This is a genomic window from Clostridium pacaense (assembly GCF_020709765.2).
Taxonomy (GTDB): Bacteria; Bacillota; Clostridia; order Lachnospirales; family Lachnospiraceae; genus Enterocloster; species Enterocloster hominis.
The window spans coordinates 1-245 of sequence record NZ_JAJFEB020000171.1 but is presented as its reverse complement, the minus strand read 5'-3'; the positions used below and the strand labels follow the sequence as shown (position 1 = coordinate 245).

The window sequence follows — 245 nt, the reverse complement described above, 5'->3', positions numbered from 1 at the left end:
TTCTGGGAGCTGTTTGGCTCCATCCCGTCCCTGCGCCAGCCCGGACGCAGAGTAAGCACTCCTCTTCCCGATGCCATGGCATGCATCATGCCAGATATTCCGGTCCAGGACCGCCACATCCCCAGGATTCAGGATAACGGCCCGCACATCTTCGGCCCGGGGCGGCTCATCCCCCCTGGACTTTGCCACGCAAAGCACGAACGGGTCAGCGGCGCAGAACAGCGCTTCCTGGGTATGGTCATGTT

Annotated in this window: 1 protein-coding gene; it reads right to left on the bottom strand. The window is 62.0% G+C overall.

Annotated features, from left to right (window positions below; translation table 11 throughout):
- Positions 1-245: hypothetical protein (locus LK536_RS58945; RefSeq protein ID WP_506092353.1), on the bottom strand; the 245-nt coding region annotated here is incomplete at both ends.